Here is a 19,967-nt window from a genome sequence, read left to right as displayed (position 1 = left end):
TCGTCGGGTCATGGCTCGGTGGCCAGGATCCCCTCGCCATTCATGAATCGGCATTCCATCCGTCGTATCACCCAGTTCCCGTCGCCGGATCGGGCGACGCGAACGTCGTAGACCGCGAGCCGGCGGGGAGCCGAGTCGGCGGGGAAGAAGACCAACTGCATCCGCGCGTCGGCACCGTCGGCACTCGGCGTCACCGTCGATCTCCCGGCCAGGTGCAATCCCTTGGGCGCCGAGGCGAACATCCGCAGAATTCGAGCGCGACCGGCGAACACATGGCCGTAGGTCTCGAATTCGCCGTCCTCGGCGAACAGCGCCGAGGCGCCATCGATATCGTCGACGTCGAGCCGCAGAGCGTACGCCGACAGCAGGTCATCGATAGCTCGACGGTCCTCGGCCGTGAGCGCGGCCTCAGCCACGGCCACGGCTCATCATGCCTGCGAGATTGGCCCGGAACGCGGGCTCGTCGAAGGATCGGGTCTCGGCGGCGAGAATGTCGTCCAGGGCCGTCTCGATCCGCGCGATCAGCGGCTGATTGAGCACCCTGCGGGTCTCCCGCACGGCCTGCGGGGGCAGCGCGATCAGTTTCCTCGCCAGATTGCGCGCCTCGTCGACAGCTTCGCCGGGGCCGACGACACGGTTCGCCAGACCGTAGGACAACGCCTGTTCCGCCGACATCCGACCGCCGAGCAGCAGCCATTCCTTGGCACGTTGCAGGCCCATGTTCAGCGGCCACGTCAGCGCACCGCCGTCACCGGCCACGAGTCCGAGCATCACGTGCGGGTCCGCGAAGTACGCATCCTGCTCCATGACGACCAGATCGGACAGCGAGGCGAGGCTGCAACCGAGTCCGACAGCGGGTCCGTTGACGGCCGAAACGACCGGTACCGGAAAGCTCGTCAGATCGCGCACGAGAGTCGCGGCTTCGGACATGATCCGCGCGCGCAGTTCGAGGTCGCGGGTCATCCGGTCGAGCAGGGGCAGATCCCCACCGGCGGAGAACGCCTTGCCCGCCCCGGTGAGGACGACCGCGCGCAGACCGGGCCGGGCGGCGAGTTCACCCCACACCGCGGAAACCGCGACGTGCAACTCTTCGTTCGCCGCGTTCAACGCGTCGGGCCGGTTCAGGGTGACAAGCGCGACACCATCGTCGTCTTGTTCGATGAGCAGGACATCACCTGCGGGCATGGGCACCTCCTCGTACCGTTGTCAGACTGCCAGAAAATATTGGTCGACGTCAATTACAAAAATTTACTCGGCGTGCGGACGATCGGACCGTGGATCGCCCGAGTCGATACCGAGGGAGTTGGCCCAGAGCAATGTCAATTGCTCGACGGCCTCGTCGAGGTCGTATGAAGCACCGCCGACGAACATCGTTTCGGCGAACCGGGCGACCATCCCACCGAGGGCCATCGCCGCGTAACGTTTGTCGATCCGCGGATCCGCGGATCCGTCCGCTTGCAGGCGAGCGATCGCCGATTCGAGGCGGAGCCCCAGGTAGTCGTCGCGTTTGGTCCGCACCGCTCGCACGTCTCGGTCGTAGCGGCTGACCTCTTCGATCACCCGCATGATCTTGGCCTCTCGACGGTAGGCCAGCAGATACGAGCGGTTCGCCGCGCGGATCCGCTCGACGGCACCGCCCTTGTGATCGCTCTCGTGGGTGATGTCGTCCATCGACACGAGGCGAACCTCGACCTCCTCGGCGATCTGACGGAACAGCGATTCCTTGGAGTCGAAGTAGTGGTAGAACGCACCGTGCGATACCTCGGCCTCGTTCGCGATATCGGTGATCCGGGCTTGCAGGAACCCGTCTCGCTCGAACACGCCTTTACCCGCCTCCAGCAAGCGAGCACGAGTACGACGGCCCTTCGCCGAACGCGGCACGGCATCCATCGAAACTTCTCCTCTCCGGCGTGCGCTCATCCAGAGACCGCCGAACCGCAGCGTAGCGACTGCGCCGCATATCGCCACAACCCGCGACATGTGTCTTCCCGGCGTCGATCACATTCGCGATGCGAGGCGCGGATCGGCGTCGATGAAGGCGGACGCCGAGGACTCACATGAAGCGGCCACCGGTGACCTCGAGCACGGTCCCGGTCATGTACGACGACAGATCGGAGGCCAGGAACAGTGCCACAGACGCGATTTCAGCGGGTTCGCCCGCGCGCTGCATCGGAATACCGGCCAACTTCTCTTCCCAGATCCGCTCCGGCATCGCCTCGGTCATCGCAGTCCGGATCAGCCCGGGTTGAATCGCGTTGACCCGAACGCCGTGGTGGGCCATCTCCTTGGCCGCTGCCTTGGTCATCCCGACGATGCCCGCCTTCGCGGCGGAGTAGTTGGTCTGTCCGGCCATCCCCACCTTGCCCGAGATCGATGACACGTTCACGATCGAGCCGGACTTGGCCTCGCGCATGATCGCCGCGGCCTTGCGGGTTCCGTTCCAGGTTCCCTTCAAATGCACGGAGATCACCTGGTCGAAGTGCTCCTCGGTCATCGTGCGCATCGTCGCGTCTCGCGTGATGCCCGCGTTGTTGATCACGACATCGAGAGACCCGAACGTATCGACGGCCGCCGACAGAAGCGCGTCGACGTCCGCGGACTCGGTGACGTTACAGGCCACGCCGAGTGCTGTTGCAGCGCCGCCGAGCTTCTCGGCGGCGACGGCGGCGAGGTCGCCGTCCAGATCACCGAGGACGACGCGCGCGCCCTCGCTTACGAACAGTTCGGCTATCGCGTAGCCGATTCCCTGCGCCGCACCGGTGATCACCACGGTGCGGTCGGCCAGCAGTGGTCGGGTCATGTCGAACTCCATTCAGAGGAATAACTGTCACTTGGATTTCTGTTCGGCTCGCACGAGTCCACCGCCGATGATCAGCCGTTGAATCTCGCTCGTGCCCTCGTACAGCCGCAGCAGGCGTACCTCGCGGTAGATTCGCTCGACCGGCACGTCACGCATATAGCCGGTACCGCCGTGGATCTGGACCGCGAGATCGGCGACGTTGCCGACCATTTCGGTGCAGAAGAGCTTCGCCACGGACGGGGCGATCCGACGGTCACTGCCGCTGACATATCGGGCGGCGGCATCACGGACGAGAGCGCGCCCCGCCATGACGCCGGTCTGCTGGTCGGCGATCATCGCCTGCACCAACTGGAAGTCGCCGATCGGCGTCCCACCCTGTTCGGCCGACGCCGCGTAGGCGACGGATTCGTCGAGCGCGCGTTGCGCCGATCCGACCGCGAGCGCGGCGATGTGCACCCGTCCGCGCGCGAGTGAGCTCATCGCCGCGCGGTAGCCGACATCTTCGCTTCCTCCGACAAGTGCGGCCGCGGGCATCCGAACCCCGTTGAAGGTGACATCCGCGGTCCAGGCTCCCTCCTGCCCCATCTTCTTGTCCTTCGGGCCGACCTTGAGGCCCGCGCTCTCGGCGGGCACCAGGAATACCGCGATGCCGGGGCCGGAATCATCGGCCGGCCGTGTACGCGCGAACACGACGAACAGGTCGGCCCACGGGGCGTTGGTGATGAACCGCTTCTGACCGTCGATCACCCAGTCGGAACCGTCGCGCACCGCCCTGGTGCGCAGTCCCGCCGGATTCGAGCCCGCGCCCGGTTCGGTCAGCGCGAACGACGCGACCACATCGCCCGAGGCGATCGACTCCAACCATCGTTGCTTCTGCTCGTCGGTACCGTAGTTGACCAGAACCTGGCCCGCGATTCCGTTGTTGGTGCCGAACATCGACCGCAACGCGAGCGAGGTGTAGCCGAATTCCATGGCGAGTTCGACGTCCTGCGTCAGATCGAGGCCGAGCCCACCCCATTCCTGTGGGATCGCGTAGCCGAACAAACCCATCTCGGCGACTTGCTTGCGAATATCGGCAGGCACCGCGTCGGTGTCGAGGATTTCCTGTTCACGAGGAACGACCCGGGTCCGGACGAACTGACGCACCTGCGCCAGGATCGGGGCGAAGTCTTCGGAGCTCACTTCCGACATGGGAATGCCGTCACTTTCTTTGTACGGAGGACGATCTGCGGCCCGGATTCACGGCTCGGGCGAACACGGGTTTCCTTATTGCTCAGCCGGGAAGCGCGTAGTCCTCGAGAAGACGCCGACCCACGATCATGCGTTGTATGTCGGCAGTGCCTTCACCGATGAGCAGCATCGGCGCTTCACGATACAAGCGCTCGATCTCGAACTCTTTGGCGAATCCGTATCCCCCGTGGATACGGAACGAATCTTCGACCACATCGCGGCAGTACTCGGAAGCGAGGTACTTCGCCATGCCGGCCTCGAGATCGTTGCGATTGCCCGAGTCCTTGATACGGGCGGCGCGCACGACCATTTGATGCGCGGCCTCGACCTTCGTACCCATCTCGGCGAGGCGGAACAGAATCGCCTGATGTTCGGCGATCTTCTTTCCGAAGGTCCGACGCTGCTGAGCGTAGGAGATTCCGAGTTCGAAAGCACGCGTGGCGACACCGACCGCGCGGGCGGCGACATTCACCCGCCCGACTTCGACTCCGTCCATCATCTGGTAAAAGCCCTGTCCCGGCACACCCCCGAGAATCTGTTCGGCGCTGATGCGGTGGTCGTCGAACAAGAGCTCCGTGGTGTCGACGCCCTTATAGCCCATTTTCTCGATCTTGCCGGGAACGGTGACGCCCTGCGCGGTCTCTCCGAAACCCGATTCCTTCTCGACCAGAAATGTCGTCAGGTTGCGGTGTGGCTTGTCGTTGCCCTCGGGGGTCCGCACCAGTACGGCGACCAAATTGGCCGAACCGCCGTTGGTCACCCACATCTTCTGCCCGCTGATGCTGTAGCCACCGTCTCGCGGCGTCGCAGTGGTTTTGATGGCACTCACATCGGAACCGAGCTCCGGCTCGGACATCGAGAACGCGCCTCGAACCTCACCGGTCGCCATCCGCGGCAGATAGTGCCGTTTCTGTTCTTCGGTGCCATGCTGCAGCAACAGATACGCGACGATGAAATGGGTATTGATGATGCCGCTCACGCTCATCCAGCCACGCGATATTTCCTCGACCACAAGCGCGTAGGTGAGCAGCGATTCCCCGAGGCCACCGAACTCCTCCGGAATGGTGAGTCCGAATATTCCCAGCTTCTTCATCTGTTCGACGATCTCGGTCGGGTATTCGTCCGCGTGTTCGAGTTCGGTGGCGACCGGCAGGATCTGCTCACCGACGAAGGTCCGCACCGCTTTCAGGATGTCCTGCTGGACATCGGTCAGTCCCTCTGTCGCACAGAGTTTGGGCATTTTTTTCCTCCAGTGCAGCCCGGGTGGCGCTCTACGCGTCCACGGGCGAAACGTTGGCGGCTCCGGCGGACGAACTCTCGTCGCTCAGCCCGCATTCGGCCAGAATTGCCGCGGTGTGCTCGCCCAGGGCGGGTACCGGGTTCAACAGGTCGGGCCATCCGGCTCCGACGAAGGCGGGCAGCAGCGATCGCAGCGGTCCCACCGGTGAGTCGACCTCGCGCCACCGTCCGCGCTCGACGAGCTGCGGATGGTCGACGACGTCGCTGACCCGCTGGAATTCCGAGTTGCCGATGCCCGCGGCGTCGGCACGTGCGCAGATCTCGTCGAGATCCAGTGTCCGGGTCCAGGCGGTGATCGCCGCGTCGAGTTCCGCGCGATGCTCGCACCGCTGGGGGTTGGAGGCGAACTCGGGGGCGGCGGCCAGGTCGGGTCGATCGAGCAGGGCCGAGAGTCGTTGCCATTCAGAATCATTGGTGGTTCCAAGGACTACGGTTCGCCCGTCACGAGTCGGGTAGGCTCCGTAGGGGGATACGACCGGCGAACTCAAGCCGTTGGGCGGGCGTTCGGTGCCGGTGTAGGCCGCGTGCAGTAGCCCGAATCCCAGGAGGTCGGTCACCGAATCGAACAGGCTCACCTGGATCGCGGTACCTCTGCCCGACCTGTTCCGCGCGTTGAGTGCCGCGAGAATCGCCACCGCCGCCTGTAGGCCCGCTCCCACGTCCGCGATCGGAATCCCGGGTTTCGCAGGTGCGTCAGCGGTTCCCGTCATGGCACACGAACCGGCCTCGGCCTGGACCAGCAGGTCGTAGGCCCGCCGATTGTCGAGCGGTCCGCCGGTGCCGTATCCCGAGATGTCGACCGCGACGACCGAGGGCCGCGCGGCCACCACGGTCCCCGCGTCGATGCCGAGACCTCGTGCCACACCGGGTGCGAGATTCTGCACCACGACATCGGCGCGGTCCAGCAGCGCCTCGAGCACGACCTTCTCCCGCGCCGCCTTGAAGTCGACCACGATCGACTCCTTGTTGCGATTCAGCCAGACGAAATGCGTTGCCATCCCGTTCGCCTCGCTGTCGTAGTCACGAGCGAAGTCGCCGGTACGAGGGCGCTCGACCTTGATGACTCGCGCGCCCAGGTCAGCGAGAAGCCGGGTGCAATAGGGAGCCGCGACAGCTTGCTCGAACGAGACGACGACAGTACCGGCCAACGGCGCCGCAGCGCGAGGATCGTCCCCGCTGTCCGCACCCGTGCGCATACAACCTCCCGTGTCCATTCGGCATTGACCACCATGGTGGCAAACTATAATCTCGACGTCAATGTCAAAACTTGGAGGCGGCGGTGACAGATAGCACAGGTGAGGTGCCGGAGTCGGCACCACTACTCGAATCGATGGATTCCGGTGTCCTGACGCTCACCTTGAATCGGCCCGCCCAGCGCAACGCGCTGTCACTCGAGATGCTGGACATGCTCGCGGAAGCCTTGGACAGGGCCGCCGAGAACGACCGCGTCCACGTCGTGGTGCTGACCGGTTCCGGCCGAGGATTCTGCGCGGGCGGCGACATCAAGACATTGGCGCGCGGGGAGAGCATATTCGGCCCCGTCGATGATCGTGACGGCCGAATCGCACGGCAGATCTCGAGCCAACGCACCACCTCGGTGCGCCTGTGGGACTTTCCCAAACCGACAGTCGCGGCACTAAACGGACATGCCGTCGGAGCGGGTATGGCACTCGCCCTCGCCTGCGACCTGCGGTATTCCACCGAATCCGCTGAACTCCGTCCGGGATTTTCGGCGGTGGGACTGGCCGGAGATTTCGGCGCGACCTGGCTGCTGAACAGACTCGTCGGTCGATCGCGCGCCCAGGAGTTGCTGTACTTCGCCGAGCCGATCTCCTCGCGGCGGGGGTTCGATCTCGGCCTGGTGAACGCCGTGTTCGCCGACGGCGACTTCACCACGGGTGTGCGGAAGCGAGTCGAGGCGCTCACCGAACGCTCGCGGCCGGCGCTGGAGGCGATCAAGAGCAACATCGCGGTGGCGAACCGCGCCGATCTCGCCACCGCCGCGGACGCCGAAGTGCACTGGCATGTCCGGCTACTGGAAACCCCGCAACATCGCGCCGCCATCGATCAGATTCTGTCCGGGCGCGGCTGATATCCACGCGATCAGCTGTCCGGCCGCTGTCGTATCGACAGGGAGCGGATCGCACCGAGGAGGTGCCCGGCCGATTCGCTGCCGGGCGCCGGTTTCACGATTCCGCTCGGTGATCGACTAGCAATCGTCGAGGATCTCGCGGAAGAGTCGGATATCGCGCACGGGGTCGTCGCCCACCGGCTGCACCTGGATGACAGTCACCCCGTGCTCTCGGTAGGCGGCGAGCCGATCTTTCAGATAACTCTTGTCACCGATCAACGATGTTCCCTCCAGCAGCGCATCGGGCAACTTCGCCGCCGCTTCTTCACGATGACCGGCCAGGTACAGGTCCTGAACCTCACGCGCTTCCGCTTCGAAACCGTATTTGCGGACAACGGTGTTGTAGAAGTTCTTGTCCCGGGCGCCCATTCCCCCGACGTAGAGCGCCAGGTGATCTCGATCGAGTTCGCGCTTGTGGACGACGTCGGACCCGACGGCCATCGGACCACCCGCAACGATCTCGAGCCGACCGAGTTCAGTCGAGCGTTTTGCCGCTCCTCGTGCCATCGGCTCACCCCATACGGCGTCGGCGCGCTCCGGGATGTACAGGAACGGCACCCAGCCCTCGGCCAACTCCGCTGCCAGCTCGGTGTTGGCCGGGCCGAGCGCGGCCACATACAGCGGGATCCGGGAACGCAGGGGCGCGTCGACGATCTTGAGGGGCTTCCCGAGTCCGGTGCCGCCCTGCAGTGGGATGCGGTAGCGGGCCCCGTCGTGTTGCAGACGTTCCCGGCGCCAGACCTTGCGGCAGATCTCGATCACGTCGCGGGTCCGACCGAGCGGCGCGTCGTAGACGACCCCGTGCCAGCCTTCGACGACCTGGGGGCCGCTGACACCGAGCCCGAGAGAGAATCGACCCTTGGACACCCGATCGAGCCCCGCCGCTGTCATCGCGGTCAGGGCGGGGGTGCGCGAGAAGATGGGCAGAACCTGTGCCATCAACTCGACCCGATCGGTGATCGCGGCGAGGTAGCCTAGCCAACTGATCGCGTCGACTCCGTACGCCTCGGGGACGGCGAGGATATCCACTCCCGCGTCCTCATAAGTGCGTGCGAGCTGCGCTGCCTCGTCGACATCGGTACTCGACGGGAGCATGACTGCCAATCGGAGTGCGGGCACGATGATTTCACCTCGGTTCGAAGTCGCCGCGAACCGGCCTCGGGCCTGCGGCGTGGGAAATTGGACGCCCGCACGATCGGGCGGATGTTCTCTCGGTGCATCAGCGGGCGCTCGGCAGCCGCAGCCGCCGCTTGCCGATGATGTTGCGCATCACTTCCGAACTGCCGCCCGAGATCGTCAACGCACGCGACCACAGCCACGCGTCCTGGAGCCGTTGGGCCGCGCCCGCGGCAGTGGCGGGCAGCGGTTGATGGGCGGTGGCTATCTCGACGCCGAATCGCGCGATGCGGTTGTATGTCTCGCTGTACAAGATTTTCGCGATCGGAGCCTCGGCTTCACCCTCGACGCCCGCGAGCGCCCGGGTTATATGCGAATCCAGGAAGCATTTCGCGGCGGCGAACTGAGATATCAGATCGGTGATCCGCGCTGCGATGTCGGCGCGATCGATCAGTCTGTCCCCGTCCGCACCGACGTTCTCGGCGACCGTGCGGACATCGGTCAGCAGGAGTTCGAGCAGTACGACATTGGCGCCGACCGTGAAACGCTCGAGGTCGAGACCGGACATCGCCACCGACCAGCCCCGCCCGACCTCGCCGACGACCTGCTCCGGCGCGAGTACCACTCCGTCGAGGAAGACGTCGTTGAATTCGTAGGCGCCCCCGATCGTCGGTTTGGGCCGGACCTCGAGGCCCGGCGAGTCCATCGGCACGATGAAGGCGGTGATCCCGGCGTGCCGTTTCGTCTCCGTCGACGTCCGTAGCAGCGCGAGACCGAATTGCGCCCAGTGGCCGTCGGTGGTCCAGGTCTTCTGGCCGGCGAGTACCCAACTGCCGTCTTCGCGCCGGGTGGCACGGGCTGTGATTCCCGCCAGATCACTTCCCGCGCCGGGCTCGCTGAACAATTGGCACCAGATATCTCGCCCCTCGCGAATGAGGGGAAGGTGTTTGCGCTTCTGCTCGTCGGTCCCGAATTCCAGCAGCACGTGGCTCGCCAGTCCGACCTGATCGATCGGCCGCGGCGCACGCGCGCGGATCAATTCCTCGGTCAGCACGAGATCCTGGCGAGGTTCCCAATCCTCGCGACCACCCCACACCGATGGCCAACTGGCGCCGAGCAACCCCTCGTCGTACAGGGTTCTGTACCAATCGCGCAGTGCGCGTTCCTGTTCCGGCGATTCCGGAGCGCGGTGTCCTTCGCGGGCCTCGTGTGGGCGGTGCCGGGCGATCACTTCGCGAACCCGGTGACGGAAGTCGGCCGGATCGCTGCCGTCATCGGTCCGTGCGGTCAGCGCACCGAGGAGGGCGACGACGTCGGTATTCGTGGGATGTTGCGCCGCGTTGACGAGAACCCTGCGCATCGCGTGATGCAGACGCCATTCCCAAGTGAATCCGATGCCGCCCGCGAGTTGGATGCAGTCGTCGAGCGCGGCGGCGCACCGGCGCGCGAGATAACCGTGCGCGAGTTCGACCAGCTGCTCGGCGTGCGGCTCCCCCGCGGCGAGGGATGCCGCCGCACTGCTGGTCAAGGCGTCGGCGGCTTCGATGAGCACCGCGAGATCGGCGAGCCGATGGGCGATCACCTGGAAGGAAGCCAACGGCTGGCCGAAGGCGTCGCGGCCGGTCAGATGTTCGGTGAGCAGTTCGACGCTGCCGGAGAGCGCACCGACACTGTCGGCGCACAGCAGCAGGACCAGAGCGGCGCGCAATCTGCGCGTGTCCTCGGGGGTGAGAGTTTCACCTGCCGCGCCGTCGAGGGTGATGAAGGCCAGTTCTCTCGTGGTGTCGAGCCCGTCCGCCACCTCCTCGACCGTGAGGGTCGAAGCGTTCGGCACCACGAAGAGATCGGACGTGCCCGAGATCAGCAGAACCTCGGGACGGGCGGCCCCGACGACAGAGACCCGGCCCGAGATCGCGTTCGCGCGGGCCAGCGCGGCGGCACTGGTCCCGGCGAGTAACTCACGAACCGGCGCGACATCGTCCGATACCGCGGCGACAGCGGCGGCGGCCACCGCTGTCACGGCCCACGGTGTCCGGCTCAGCGCGCGGCCGCACTCCTTGGCGACCACCGACGCCTCCACTACCCGCCACCCGTCGCCATCACTCGACTCGGGAGTCAACAGGCCGGTGAACCCGAGTTCTCCGAGTTCCTCGAGCCCGGCATTGGATTCGAAGACCTTCCTCGCCGTGGTCTCCAATAGCCGGAGTTCTTCGCGATCGAGAGCTTGCGCGCTACCGCTCATGGGTTTCCGTGGTCCTTCTGTCTGACTTCTGGCTGGTTGACTATCGGCTCAGGACCGACACCGCGGCGACACCGGGTGCCCCGTAGAGCTGGGCCACCCCCACCGAGGGGGTTCCCTCGACCTGTCGCTCCCCGGCGCGGCCCCGCATCTGGGTGACCAGTTCGTAGACCTGCCGCAGGCCCGACGCGCCGACCGGCTCGCCGTTGGCGATCAGACCACCATCGGTATTCACCGGCAATGATCCCCGCAACGAGGTCACTCCCCGCGCGATGAGATCGTTCTGTTCCCCGTCGGCGCACAGGCCGACCTCGGCCATATGGATGACCTCGGCGCCCGCGTCGGTGTCCTGCAACTGGGCGATCCGCACGTCTTCGGGTCCGATACCGGCGATCTCGTAGGCCGCACGCGCCGCGTCGACGGTCGGGGCCGGGATGTTGTCTGTGGACGTCGCCGGAGTGTGTACCTCGTAGGCGCCGAAACGGCGGGTCCGGGTCACCACGCTGCGGAGATAGATCGGAGTGTCGGTGTACTTGTGCGCGATCGACGCGTCGCAGACGACCGCCGCGGCGGCACCTTCGTCCGGGCTGCAGAACATGTACTGGGTGAGCGGATGATTGATCATCCGCGATCCCAGTATCTCCTCGACGCTCAACGGCTTACGCCGGTGCGCGTTGGGATTGAGCACCCCGTTCTGGTAGTTCTTCGCCGCTACCGTGGCGAGTGTCTCGGGAGTGATGCCGTGATCGTGCATGTACCGATTGATCTTCATTCCGAAGAATTTCGTGGTGAGGAACAATCCGAGCTCGCCGTACCAGGCTGGACAGCCGTAGTCGGTGGGGTCGGAGGTGAAGGCGCCGCCCTCGTGCTTGTCGAGGCCGACCACGAGCCCGAGACCGTGCTCACCGAGTTTGATCGTCTGACTGGCGACCGCCAGTGCGCTGCCCGCGGTGGCACAGCCGTTGTAGACATTCGTGAAGGGAATCCCGGTCACGCCGAGCTGGGCGACCACGGCATCGGGCTGGTCGACCTCGAAGCTGCCGCCGACGGCGAATTGGATATCCGGCCAGGTGACCCCCGCGTCGGCGAGGGCCATACGCGCGGCGTACGCGCCCATCTCCAGTGCCGGTTTACCGGGGAAGCGGCCGAAGGGATGCAGGCCGACCCCGATGATCGCGACGTCAGGCATTGGTGACCTCCGTGGTTTCCGCGGCGTCGCCCGCGGGCTCGAATGCGAAAGTGACGACCGTGTCGCCCGATTCCTCCTCGCGGAAGGGAATCACGGTCAGACGTAGGGGCATCCCGATCTCGAGATCCTGCTCGGTGACATTGCTCAGCAGGCTCTCGACCCTGATCTTGCCGCCGATCTCGACCAATCCGACGTACCAGGTGTCGGTGCCGCCGCCGAGCAGATTGCCGGAGAAGGGCGCCTTGGGCCGGAAACCCTGAGACGTCCAGGACCAGAGGATGCCTTCACGTTCCAGCAGTTCTTTTCCGATCGCGGTCCGGCCGCACCGCGGGCAGCTGTCCCGGAATGGGAACGCCACGGTATCGCAATCCGAGCAACGCCCGGCGATGAGCGAAGGGCTCTCGGCAGGCCAGGTGAACAGATCCTCGGCAATGGGTTTCCGGCTCTCCATGAGCGCGCCTTTCTCACCGGTGTGCGCCGTGCGCTCATCCGGGAACTGTCGTCGGAACTGGCGGCGAAGTCCGTGTTCTCGTTCGCCTTGTGCAAGCAGTTATCCAAATTCTACACTGACGTCGAAATCAATGAAAGTGGCACACGAACAGTGGAGGATTCTTGGGTACCGACGGCGTCTACGCCCGCGTGCACGAATCGAGTCTCCGCGACTTCGTCGACCGGTTCCGCGACTGGATGGCGGCAAGCGAATCCGATCTCGCTCCCCTGCTGCCCGCCTGCGCGGACTACGACGCGCGCGTCGAGAAGGCACGGCGACTTCGCGAACTTCTCTACGAGGCGGGTTGGGGTCGCATCGGATGGCCGGAGGAGGCCGGGGGTCACGGTGGCACGATCCTGCACCGCGCCGCGATGTACGACGAACTCTTCCGCGCCGGGTGGGGTGGCCCGACCGTGTTCGAACATCTCGAGATCGTCGCGCCGACCTTGGTCCGCTACGCCGACCCCGAATTCACGCGCGCGGTCCTGCCCACCTTCCTGGACGGCAGCGAGTCGTGGGCGCAAGGGTTTTCGGAGCCGGAAGCGGGGTCGGACCTCGCTTCACTGCGGACACGCGCCGAATTCGACGGTACCGATTGGATAGTGAACGGCGCCAAGATCTGGACCAGCTGGGTGAAGTACGCGCGGTGGTGTCTGGCGCTGGTACGTACCGGCACTCCCGAGGAGCGTCATCGCGGATTGACCATGATGGCGATCGACCTGCGCGCACCCGGCGTCACCGCGCGCCCGATCCGCCAGGCCAACGGCAACGACGAACTGGGCGAGGTGACCTTCGACGGAGTCCGCGTTCCACCGCATCAGATAGTCGGCGAGGTCGGCGGAGGCTGGCGCGCGTCGATGTATCTGCTGGCCCATGAACGAGGCACGCTGTCGTGGGTGCGGCATCTCGGTTTCCGCGAGAACCTGAAGTCCTCGTCGAAATCGATGAGCGAGAACTCTGATCGGCAGGTCGGTGAGGCCGCGCTGCAGTTGCTCGGGGTGCGTTCCACGGCGATCAACCTGCTCGCGCGCGAGGCGAGCGAGCAGGAACTCGGCCCGGATTCGGCGTTCAACAAGCTGCTCACCACACGCACCGAGCAGACCGTATACAACGCCCTGCGCGATATCGACAGCGCACGCGTGGCATTCCCGCACGATTCCGACGAAGACTCGATTCTCCAGCAGGAGTACCTGTTCTCACGGATCGTCACGATCTACGGAGGATCTCAACAAATGCAGTTGATGACCATCGCGCGTCATATCTTGGGACTCGGAAATGCTTGAGACACTCCGGCCACACGAGTACGTCGCCTTTCGGGAAGCGGCGCTGCCGATTTTCGGTCGCCTCGACGACGACGCTGCGGTCGAGGCGTTCGGACTGGACGAATTGCTCGTGCCACATTCCGGCCAGGACGATCCGCGGCCCGTCCTGGCCTTTCTCGAGGCCCAGGGCTATCACGGCGGCCGGACCGATGTCCTCGGCCGGTTCGCGCTGACAGGCCCGCGACCGGCGTGGGGCGGAGTTTCCGACGAACGTCGCGTTGTCGCCGGATTCTCTTTGAGCACAACACGATTCGTTGTTCCTGGAGCAACCGCGCGAACCGATGCGGTCGCCGATATCCCCGGCACCGGACTCGTCCTTGTCACGGATCCGTTCGGCGCGGGCCATCCCGCGGACGAGGCCGATGACTATCTGACGATCATCGATCTCACGACCAACCCCGGCACCGTCCTCGCGCCCGAACCTCTCGCGTCCGAGTTCCGCGCCGATCTCGTGGCGCGCGCCCGGCTCGGCGCGGCCGCCGAGATCCTCGGCGTGTGCGACCGCCTACTCGACGACGCGGTCGCCTACGTGCAAACCCGCCGACAGTTCGGGCAATCCATCGGAAGCTACCAGGCGATCCAGCACATCCTCGCCTGGGCGGCCGCCGACCGTTACCAATTGGCGTGTTTGTTCGATCAGGCGGTGCAGCGCGCCGTCGACGGCGAACTCGATGCCGCACTGGCGCGAGCGGTGAAGGCGATGGCCGGACGCGTCGGGCACACCGTGGTCCAGGCGGTTACCCAGGTGACCGGCGCGATCAGCTTCACGTGGGAATACTCGGTGAACCAACTGCACCGCAGAGTTCTCACCCTCGACTCCGTCGCGGGATCGTCAGCCGATCTGGTCGCGGCCATCGGGCGTGAGCTCCGCACCGGAAACGACAGCACCGAACTGCTCGAACTCATGGATCTGGTGTGAAGGCGTCTCGCTCACGAACGGCGCTGTAGCAGCACCGCCTGCTGGATACCGGCTACGGGGCCGTGCTGGTCGAACAGTGTGCCGATCGTCGCGCCGACCCCGTCGGGTCCGTAGCCCACATCGGCACGGATCCCGATCCACTCCCCCTCCGGTACCCGGTAGAGGTGGATGGTGATGTCGGTATTGAGGAAGGTCCACCGACGGATGTCGGCTTTCGAGCCGACTCCGTTGGCATTGTCGGCCACCGCGAACAGCTTCTGCAGCGGTGACATCTTCTCTCCGTGGACGAGATCGACCGTCGATCGAAGCCAGGACTCGCCCGCGCCCTCGCTGTCGTTGGGCTTCGTCAGCCATCGCCAGTCGAGAGTGCTGACATAGCCGGTGGTGAAGCGCTGGGTCCCGGCCCACGTCGCCGCTTCGACCACGGGACGCAACGGCTCATCGAAGGACCGCTGGATCTCGGTGGTGTCGGTCCGGCGCATACGCCAGGCGGATGCGCGCGCCACCGGACGCAACTCGCCCGTGCGGTCCACCGAACTCATCACCGCCGCAAGCAATTCGATTTTCGACCCGGGACGTTCCACTCGCGCGGAGACCCACACCGGAGCCACTGGAACCGGACCGAGCAATTCGACGACGATCCGGCTCAGGCGCGCATCCGGGCGAGGTTCGCAGTTCTCCAGCGCGCGTACGAGCAGGGCGCAGGGTGGAGCACCGTGCTGCATATCACCCCAGGTACCTCGGGTCAGATCAGCCGATGAAAGATGTTCACCGTGCTCGCCTGTTTCCAGCAGTTCATAGTACGCATCGCCCATCAGTGATACCTCTCGGAATGTAGATCGTTCTGCACCAAGGCATCTCACGTACACCCGGTGGCGGCATCGCCCGATCCGAAGCTAGGACTCTCGCCGGATACTATCAAGAACTCGATTCTAGTTTTCGGTCCCGCCGTCGGCGCTCGTCACTATCAACGTCGCGAAGACCTCGGCCACTCTTCTTGCCTCCGGAAAGGTCCTGTTATAGGAGACGACACCCGTGGTGAGCGAACCGAGCAGCGACCACAGCATCGTCGCGGCATCGGCCGGATTCGGCACACCGAGCGCGGACAGGTCGCGAATGAACATCGCTCGCGCAGAGGCGATCACCTCTCCCAGGACCGGCTGGACGAGTTCGTCGCCGATCGAGTGGAGCAACACGTTGACCCTGAAGAATTCCGGATCGGCTTCGAAGGCGTCGAGAGCCACCCGGATTCGCACCCCCACTCGCGACTCGGCCGGCAGATCGTCCAACGAGGACGAGAATCCACTGCTGGAGAACCAGTCACGGATCACTTCGGCGTAGAGAGCTTCCTTCGACGGAAAGTACCGATACAGGGTTCCCAGTGCGACATCCGCGTCCTGGGCCACGTTCGATACATGGATCTTCTCGTAGGGATTCGCACGCAGAGACTCCTTCGCGCAGTCCACGATCTGCTGTCTACGTCGCCTCTTGAACGCGGGCATCTCGGCGGACATCGCCACGCGCGCGTCAGTGTTGACTACGTGATCGCCCGCAGTGGGCGAGACCGGAGAACCGACGACGAGCCGGACGACCTGGTCCACGAGGTGGTGGGCATCGGCGAATGCGGCGCCGTGGTAGACGGCGGCCATCACGGCCGAGTGCACTATCGCTTGCATGATGATCGCGGCGTCGTGAGGTGTCACCCGGGTCAGATCAGCGAAATCGTCATGAAAATAGTGGTACGTACGTGCACCGACACTCGAGAGTTCGGCCTTCACCACGGCATCGGAACTCGAGAAGAGCGCGACGGCAAGACGAAAGAACTGCTGACTGTCGGCGAAGGCGTCGATCATGGAGTGCGCGCGCATCCTGGCCCGCTCGGGACCGGCGGCCGAGGTCGTCCTCAGGTCGTGCGCGTCCGACCACTCGCGGAGCACGATCGAGTACAGCGCCTCCTTGGACGCGAAGTAGCGATACAGCGTCGCCTTCGCCAGACCTGCCGCACGCGCCACATCATCGATCTTGATCCGGTCGAACTCTCCGACGGCCAGGCATTCGAACGCGGCGTCTACGATCTGCTGACGGCGACCGCGCCGATGGACCAACTCGCCATCGAAACGAGGAACCGCGGTCTTGTCCGGACGCCCCGCACGCACCGAAGCCATCTTCACACCCTCCGTCTCGCAGCCCGGCGATTTGCTCGATGACCGCCCTCGGGCGAACCGAGGAATCCTCGACTTGGACACATGATATCCCTTCGCTCCACCGAACAGGCCAGTCAGGCCTTTCCCAGGTCCACCAGAGGGGCGACACGGCGCTCGGAGAATAAGTGGGGGCGCGCGTAACCGCGCGACGTATGCCCATTACAGTTAGCAATCAGCGACGTATTGAAATGAGAACCTAAGTCTTGTTAGTCTCTGTGAGCGGTATCACCGATTCACTCACTCGCCGGCCGGGCTCACGTCATTGCCCCGCTGCGCGGTCGCGCGATCAAGGAGAACCCCATTGCCCTCCCTCGGAATGCTCATCGATGGCGAGATAGTCAGCGGCAAGGCCACTTTCGCCGTCGACGATCCTTCGACCGGTGAGCCGTTCGCAGAAGCGCCCGAGTGCACGGTCGAACTACTCGATCGCGCGATGCACGCCGCCCAGCAGTCGCTGACCTCGTGGCGGCTCGACGACGATTATCGCCGATCCGCTCTGCGGGCCGCCGCCCGGGCCGTCCAAGCCGACTCCGAGCGCATCGCCGCCCTGCTGACCGCCGAGCAGGGCAAACCACTGGCCGGGGCGCGGCTCGAGTTGCGCGGCGCGGCGTCGTGGTTCAACTATTTCGCGGACCTCGAGGTTCCCCGACAGGTCGTACAGGACGATGCCCGCGGTCACGCCGAGGTCATCCGCAGACCGCTGGGCGTCGTCGCGGCGATCACACCGTGGAATTTCCCCATCGCACTCGCCTCCTGGAAGCTCGCGCCGGCCTTGCGAGCGGGCAACACGGTCGTACTCAAGCCCTCTCCGTACACTCCGCTGTCCACGCTCGCATTCGCCGAGGCGCTCGCGCGGGCACTGCCCCCCGGCGTGCTCAATGTCGTCACGGGCAGCGACCCGCTGGGAGCGATGATGGTCGCGCATCCGGTGCCCCGCAAGATCAGCTTCACCGGGTCGACGCCGACAGGAAAAGCGATCGCGGCGAGCGCGGCGACCGACCTGAAGCGGGTCACGCTCGAGTTGGGAGGGAACGACCCGGCGATTCTGCTCGATGACGTCGACCTCGTGACGGCCGCACCGCGCCTGTTCTGGGGGGCGTTCGACAACAACGGTCAAGTCTGTCTGGCCATCAAGCGTGTCTACGCACCGGAACGGATATACGACGATGTCGTCGATGCCCTCGCCGAATACGCCCGTGGTGTCCGCGTCGGCTCGGGAACAACGCCCGATGTGCAACTCGGCCCGATCTGCAATCTTCCCCAATACGAACGGGTTTCCGCACTGGTCGAGGACGCCCTGAAATACAGTGCGCGGGCCGCGGCTGGAGGCGCGCCGATCGATCGGCCCGGGTACTTCTACGAGCCGACCATCCTGGCCGACATCGAGGACGGCGTCCGAGTCGTCGACGAAGAGCAGTTCGGCCCCGCGCTGCCGATCGTCGCCTATCGGGACATAGACACCGCCATCGCGCGAGCGAACAACTCCCCGTACGGGCTCACAGCGTCGGTATGGTCCGCGGACACCGAGCATGCGCTGCGAGTCGCCGGACAACTCGACTGCGGCCAGGTGTCGATCAACGCACACGGCAGCGGCGTGCGACCCGACATGCCGTTCGGCGGCACCAAGTCGAGCGGGATCGGCGTCGAGAACGGCCCATGGGGACTCGACGAATTCACCCAGTTCCAGGCGGTCACGGTCTCGGCCCGACCGGGCTGAGCACCACGGAGCCGCATCCACGTAACCACGACACCGCAGCCTGAAAAGAAAGATGATCATGGAGTTGTTCCGTACCAGCCATCCGTTCACGACCGATATCGACATCTCGTCGACCGCGTTCTGGGCTCAGCCGTTCGCCGAACGCGAGAAGTCCTTCGCCAGGCTGCGCGCCGAGGCGCCGGTCAGCTGGCATCCGCCCGCCGACTACCACTCACCGCACGACCAGCAGGGTTTCTGGGCGGTGACGAGCGCGGCCGACGTGACCACCGTCAGCACGAACAGCGAAGTGTTCCAATCGAAGTACGGCACCACCATGGACCCCGCGGATCCCGCCGGTGCGGCCGCCAGCTTCTTCCTCGGCATGGACCCGCCGGAACACACCCTCTACCGCGGGCTCGTGAACGCGGCCTTCACCCCGAAGCAGATCAAGGGCATCGAGGCGAGTATCATCTCGAACTCCGAGGCCATCGTCGACGACCTGATCGGCGCGGGCGATATCGATTTCGTGGAGCGCTGCTCGTCGCGCCTGCCGATGGAGACCATCTCCGACATGGTCGGCGTCCCGAAATCCGAACGCAAGCGGGTGGCCCGCGCGGCGGAGAACCTCGTCGGCGGACTCGACGTCGCCGGACTGGAGGGTGAAGCGAAGCTCCTCAAACTCATGGAGGAGGCGGGTTATCTCTTCACCATCGCCAAGGATCTCGCGGTTTTCCGGCGCAAGAACCCCGGCGACGATCTGATGACGAATCTGGTCGAGGCCCGCATCGATGGGCAAGGTCTGACCGACGATCACATCGGCGCCTTCATGCTGCTGATGAGCGTGGCGGGTAACGACACCACCAAGCAGACCACGACCAGGACCATGCTGTCGCTGAGCGAGAATCCCACTCAGCGCGACTGGCTGATCGACAATCTGGACGGTGCGATCGGCCAGGCGGTCGAGGAATTCGTCCGGCACGCGACCCCGGTCCTGCAGTTCGCGCGCACGGCGGCGGTGGACGTCGAACTCGGCGGACAGCAGATCGCCGCGGGCGACAAGGTCGTCATGTTCTACTGCTCCGGCAATCGTGACGAGACAGTCTTCCCCGATCCCAACGTGTTCGACGTGACCAGACCGCGCACCCGCCACGTCGGATTCGGCGGCGGCGGCGTGCACTACTGCCTCGGCCACAACGTCGCCAAGGTCCAGCTGCGCTCGATCATCGGCGAACTGCTCCGCCGTGTCCCGAAGATCGAGTTCGGCGAACCCGTCCAGTTGGTCAGTAACTTCATCAACGGCATCGAATCCCTTCCCGCGCGCATCAGCTGAAC

The 19,967-nt window shown here is 65.2% G+C and carries 18 protein-coding genes; 5 read left to right on the top strand and 13 right to left on the bottom strand.

Features of this window, described 5'->3' with window-relative positions; translation table 11 throughout:
• Positions 1-8: 8 nt before the first annotated feature.
• From OG225_RS13220 to OG225_RS13190, 7 genes are all read right to left on the bottom strand, one after another.
• Positions 9-416, bottom strand: coding sequence for a nuclear transport factor 2 family protein (locus OG225_RS13220; protein ID WP_405181927.1), 408 nt, complete (start codon positions 414-416; stop codon positions 9-11).
• Positions 409-1,185 (bottom strand): enoyl-CoA hydratase/isomerase family protein, encoded by a 777-nt coding sequence (locus OG225_RS13215; protein ID WP_405181926.1) that lies wholly within the window; start codon positions 1,183-1,185, stop codon positions 409-411. Before OG225_RS13215 ends, OG225_RS13220 begins: the two co-directional genes overlap by 8 nt.
• 63 nt (positions 1,186-1,248) lie before the next feature.
• The gene (locus tag OG225_RS13210) at positions 1,249-1,890 is read right to left on the bottom strand and encodes a TetR/AcrR family transcriptional regulator (protein WP_216913185.1); all 642 of its coding nucleotides are present in this window, start codon (positions 1,888-1,890) and stop codon (positions 1,249-1,251) included.
• Positions 1,891-2,053: 163 nt separating this feature from the next.
• The gene (gene fabG / locus OG225_RS13205; protein WP_216913187.1) at positions 2,054-2,800 is read right to left on the bottom strand and encodes a 3-oxoacyl-ACP reductase FabG; all 747 of its coding nucleotides are present in this window, start codon (positions 2,798-2,800) and stop codon (positions 2,054-2,056) included.
• A gap of 27 nt (positions 2,801-2,827) precedes the next feature.
• Positions 2,828-3,991 (bottom strand): acyl-CoA dehydrogenase family protein, encoded by a 1,164-nt coding sequence (locus OG225_RS13200; protein WP_405181925.1) that lies wholly within the window; start codon positions 3,989-3,991, stop codon positions 2,828-2,830.
• A gap of 82 nt (positions 3,992-4,073) precedes the next feature.
• Positions 4,074-5,270 (bottom strand): acyl-CoA dehydrogenase family protein, encoded by a 1,197-nt coding sequence (locus tag OG225_RS13195; protein WP_405181924.1) that lies wholly within the window; start codon positions 5,268-5,270, stop codon positions 4,074-4,076.
• Between the two features lie 31 nt (positions 5,271-5,301).
• Positions 5,302-6,525, bottom strand: coding sequence for a CaiB/BaiF CoA transferase family protein (locus OG225_RS13190; protein ID WP_405181923.1), 1,224 nt, complete (start codon positions 6,523-6,525; stop codon positions 5,302-5,304).
• A gap of 83 nt (positions 6,526-6,608) precedes the next feature.
• Here OG225_RS13190 and OG225_RS13185 point away from each other — a divergent pair, with 83 nt between their 5' ends.
• Positions 6,609-7,421: an enoyl-CoA hydratase-related protein gene (locus tag OG225_RS13185; RefSeq protein WP_405181922.1), complete on the top strand. Its 813-nt coding sequence runs from the start codon at positions 6,609-6,611 to the stop codon at positions 7,419-7,421.
• A gap of 117 nt (positions 7,422-7,538) precedes the next feature.
• Here the strand turns inward: OG225_RS13185 and OG225_RS13180 are convergent, their stop codons facing one another.
• The 4 genes from OG225_RS13180 to OG225_RS13165 form a co-directional block, all read right to left on the bottom strand.
• A complete protein-coding gene (locus tag OG225_RS13180) occupies positions 7,539-8,555 on the bottom strand; it encodes an LLM class F420-dependent oxidoreductase (RefSeq protein WP_405183261.1) in 1,017 nt (338 codons plus the stop codon).
• A gap of 124 nt (positions 8,556-8,679) precedes the next feature.
• Entirely contained in the window at positions 8,680-10,818 is a 2,139-nt protein-coding gene (locus OG225_RS13175; RefSeq protein WP_405181921.1) for an acyl-CoA dehydrogenase family protein, read from the bottom strand.
• A 40-nt stretch (positions 10,819-10,858) separates the two neighbouring features.
• Positions 10,859-12,004 (bottom strand): thiolase family protein, encoded by a 1,146-nt coding sequence (locus OG225_RS13170; RefSeq protein WP_405181920.1) that lies wholly within the window; start codon positions 12,002-12,004, stop codon positions 10,859-10,861.
• Positions 11,997-12,455 carry a Zn-ribbon domain-containing OB-fold protein gene (locus OG225_RS13165; RefSeq protein ID WP_405181919.1) on the bottom strand — a complete coding sequence of 153 codons (459 nt, stop codon included), beginning with the start codon at positions 12,453-12,455 and terminating at the stop codon, positions 11,997-11,999. The genes OG225_RS13170 and OG225_RS13165 overlap by 8 nt, the downstream gene beginning before the upstream one ends.
• Before the next feature lie 161 nt (positions 12,456-12,616).
• Between OG225_RS13165 and OG225_RS13160 the strand changes: the two genes are divergently transcribed.
• The gene (locus OG225_RS13160) at positions 12,617-13,777 is read left to right on the top strand and encodes an acyl-CoA dehydrogenase family protein (protein WP_405181918.1); all 1,161 of its coding nucleotides are present in this window, start codon (positions 12,617-12,619) and stop codon (positions 13,775-13,777) included.
• Complete coding sequence (locus tag OG225_RS13155; RefSeq protein WP_405181917.1) at positions 13,770-14,735, top strand: acyl-CoA dehydrogenase family protein; 966 nt, start codon at positions 13,770-13,772, stop codon at positions 14,733-14,735. The genes OG225_RS13160 and OG225_RS13155 overlap by 8 nt, the downstream gene beginning before the upstream one ends.
• Positions 14,736-14,746: 11 nt before the next feature.
• Here the strand turns inward: OG225_RS13155 and OG225_RS13150 are convergent, their stop codons facing one another.
• Together OG225_RS13150 and OG225_RS13145 are read right to left on the bottom strand one after the other, a co-directional pair.
• Positions 14,747-15,550 (bottom strand): thioesterase family protein, encoded by an 804-nt coding sequence (locus OG225_RS13150; protein ID WP_405181916.1) that lies wholly within the window; start codon positions 15,548-15,550, stop codon positions 14,747-14,749.
• A gap of 117 nt (positions 15,551-15,667) precedes the next feature.
• The gene (locus OG225_RS13145) at positions 15,668-16,900 is read right to left on the bottom strand and encodes a TetR/AcrR family transcriptional regulator (RefSeq protein ID WP_405181915.1); all 1,233 of its coding nucleotides are present in this window, start codon (positions 16,898-16,900) and stop codon (positions 15,668-15,670) included.
• Positions 16,901-17,240: 340 nt separating this feature from the next.
• Here OG225_RS13145 and OG225_RS13140 point away from each other — a divergent pair, with 340 nt between their 5' ends.
• Positions 17,241-18,656: an aldehyde dehydrogenase family protein gene (locus OG225_RS13140; RefSeq protein WP_405181914.1), complete on the top strand. Its 1,416-nt coding sequence runs from the start codon at positions 17,241-17,243 to the stop codon at positions 18,654-18,656.
• Between the two features lie 58 nt (positions 18,657-18,714).
• Positions 18,715-19,965, top strand: coding sequence for a cytochrome P450 (locus tag OG225_RS13135; protein WP_405181913.1), 1,251 nt, complete (start codon positions 18,715-18,717; stop codon positions 19,963-19,965).
• Positions 19,966-19,967: the final 2 nt, after the last annotated feature.

This window comes from Nocardia sp. NBC_01377 (genome assembly GCF_045040005.1).
GTDB lineage: Bacteria > Actinomycetota > Actinomycetes > Mycobacteriales > Mycobacteriaceae > Nocardia > Nocardia noduli.
Note: the sequence above shows the minus strand (reverse complement) of the source record. Positions and strands in the feature narration are given on the sequence as shown.